The organism is Streptomyces sp. NPDC002742 (genome assembly GCF_042888885.1).
GTDB lineage: Bacteria > Actinomycetota > Actinomycetes > Streptomycetales > Streptomycetaceae > Streptomyces.
The window spans coordinates 1-2,734 of sequence record NZ_JBIAQF010000068.1; the positions used below are offsets into that span (position 1 = coordinate 1).

Genomic DNA, 2,734 nt, shown 5'->3' on the forward strand with positions numbered 1-2,734 from the left:
GAACGCAAAGGCACTCTCGCGTACGCCCGGGCTGTAAGCAGAACGCCGTTGAGCAGGGCGGAGTACAAGATCACCATTCAGGCGCCGCAGCCGACAGGCCCGTAACTTACCGGCGTTGGTGCTTGTGGGAGTAGTCGGCCCGGCTGTCGCCGACCAGGTCGCACTCAGCCAACGTGCCGTCGATCAGGACGTAGTCCGGGTCGGCTTCACGCAGAGCCCGCAGCAGGCCGGGTGCGCGCTCTGCGAGCAGATCGACGACGGCTGCCACGTAGGCGTGGGCGGTGCCGATAGAGATGCCGAAGCCGGCTGCGAGCTGGGCGAGGGTGTCGTGCCTGCGCAGGTACACCAGGCCGACCAGCGCACGCTGGTGCGGCGGGAGCTTGCAACGACGGTCACCCTCACGGGTGACGATGAGCATGGTGACCCACTCGACCAGGGCGTGAGGCAGGTCGAGTGCGGCAGAATAGGGAACCAACGGGGCTCCTGTGCCTGTGGGTTGAGACTTCGAACACCTCCCCCAACGGCACGGGAGCCACGTGCGTTGCGCACCCCGTCGGCGTCACCCGATCAGTGGCACTGCTGAAAGAGCTCAGTACCTCGTGACACTGGAAGCGCTTCTCGATGCCGCAGAAGACCGCTACCCCGGAGTCGCTGCAGCGCTGATCGAACCCGCAACCACCCCGGATGAAGACTCGACGGACCCCGACGCAATCGACTTCGAACTTGTCGACCAGCACCGCGGCAGCATCCATGCAGCCCAGGTGAAGTCCGGCGGTTCAGGTACGGAGATGTCTGCTCCTGACGCGTTCGGCGAATCTGGCCAGGCTCGCCGTAGGGGCCGAGCCAGGTGTAGCCGTCGGAACAGAGCCATTTTCGATGGCCCCTCACGTGGTGTTACACAGCTCGGTGGTCGCCGTCGTAGCGGCGGGCTGTACACCTGATCACGTGTCGCAGAGGCTTCCGCGCAGTGAAATGCGCGCCCACTCCAAGCCCGGCACATGAAAGTGGGTGCGCTCTTGTTCCGCAAGTGCCTCGAACTCCCATCCTTCCGTGCCAGGCTGACCGATGCTCGACACGCTCCATGGAGCCCCGAGCGACCAAGCCGCGCGCAGTACCTCAAGCGTCATGTCGCCGAGAGAACCGTGCGGAACCGCGATCGGCAGACGAACATCGCGCAGCCCGGGGTCTTTCCAGTACCGCTCAGCATCAGCGTTGCCAAGCGCCAGCGGGCATAGGTGCCGAACCTTGGAGAGGGCCTTGTCCATCGCCTTGTCATTGCTTACGCGCAGGAACACCTGCAACTCGGCATGCATACTCATTGATCCACCTGTCAAGGCGTCTCCCCTGCCGGTGCGGCAGGGGAGACGCCTTCCACTATCGATATCGGAGCATCCTACTTGTGCGTGATTCTTCCGTTGAGAGAGACGTTCAGGTGGCTTCCGTCCCGGCTGGCCCAACCAAGTTGTGCCTTGCCTTGACGACTAAGTTGGACGTCCCACTCGAACGGCTCACCAGGGGTCCGAGAGGGGCCTTTCACCCATGTATTCCCGAACTTGTCGATAAATCCGCCCCTCGGAGCCCTGGGAAGCCCCGCGCTAACGGAAGTCCCTGAAGGTGGAACGTATCGGATGCGTCCTCGGAAGGGCAGTTGAGCCTTCTTGATCAGGCCCTTCATCCCAGTTTGGACCACGTCCCGGCCGAGCACTTCCGCGCCCTCGGCCGCCAGACGCTTGCCCCCTCCTTCGATGGGGAACGGAACCATGCTCGCGTAAAGGCCAAAGTTGTAGGCCTGCGGGCAGGTGATCTGGGCCCCGCTGAAGTAGCTGAAGGTTCCGAAGGTGATTCCGTCGATGAGGCCGAGGCTGCCTTGCCCGGACACGTTGATCAGGCCGCGGGTGGTGGTGTCGGACAGGTTCTTGGCGGCTTGGACGGCGGGCGGCTTGGCTGCTGTTTCGCGGTCCTCTTTCGCACAGTTGTTGTTCCAGCCCCAGTTGCCGGTGAATGCATCCTTCAGCTGGGTGGTGACGCTGCACAGGCCGCTGGGGTCGGTGCGGGTTGTGGGCATGTTCTCCGCGTAGGCGTAAGCCTGGGTGTACGGCGTGTCCTGCGCGGGGACGTGCGGATCTCGCGTGGTAAAGCGTCCTGTGCCCGGGTCGTAATTGCGGGCTCGCAGGTAGTAGCCCGCGGTGCTGGTCGTGGGCTCCTTGTACTCGCCGGTGAAGGTGAACCGGTTGACCGGCGGGGCGGCAGCGATGTTGGTGGTGGTCAGCTCGCCGAATGCGGTGTAGTCGTACGCGGTTTGTGCGGCGCCTGCCGAGTCGGTGATGTCGGTTACGGAGCCGAGCAGGTCGTGGTGGTGGTAGAAGGGGCCTGAGCCAGTCGTCTCTCCTTGGATCTGGTCGAGGGGGTTGTACTGGTTGTCGGCGATGAGACTCCCGGACCCGTTGGTCTCGGTTGCCACACGCGGCAAACCGTCGTCGTAGTTGAGGTCCCATGTGGTGGTGCGCAGTGCTGTGCCGCTCTTTGTTGCCTTCGTTCGGAGGCCGTCGGCATCGTAGGTGAACCCGTACTGCGTGGAACTGGTGGTGACACCGGTCAGGCGGTTCTCCGCGTCGTAGCCGAAGGTGGTGCTGCCGGCCTTGATCTGGTTGCCGTCCGCGTCGTAGTCGTATCCGGTGGCGGATGAGCCGGCACTCGTCTGGGTGAGACGGTCGGCAGCGTCATAGCTGTATGT

At 63.9% G+C, this 2,734-nt stretch carries 2 protein-coding genes and 1 pseudogene; all 3 read right to left on the bottom strand.

Annotation, left to right across the window (positions count from 1 at the left end):
* Positions 1-112: 112 nt before the first annotated feature.
* A pseudogene (locus tag ACFYW8_RS44455) lies at positions 113-475 on the bottom strand (transposase family protein); the annotation flags it as partial.
* Between the two features lie 466 nt (positions 476-941).
* The gene (locus tag ACFYW8_RS44460; protein WP_389093848.1) at positions 942-1,319 is read right to left on the bottom strand and encodes a hypothetical protein; all 378 of its coding nucleotides are present in this window, start codon (positions 1,317-1,319) and stop codon (positions 942-944) included.
* 74 nt (positions 1,320-1,393) lie between these two features.
* A partial coding sequence (locus tag ACFYW8_RS44465) for a polymorphic toxin type 17 domain-containing protein (protein WP_389093852.1) occupies positions 1,394-2,734 on the bottom strand: 1,341 nt, incomplete at its 5' end.

Bases quoted from the DNA above. Each gene is read 5' to 3' on its own strand.
- ACFYW8_RS44460 (WP_389093848.1), bottom strand. From the start codon at position 1,319: ATGAGTATGCATGCCGAGTTGCAGGTGTTCCTGCGCGTAAGCAATGAC.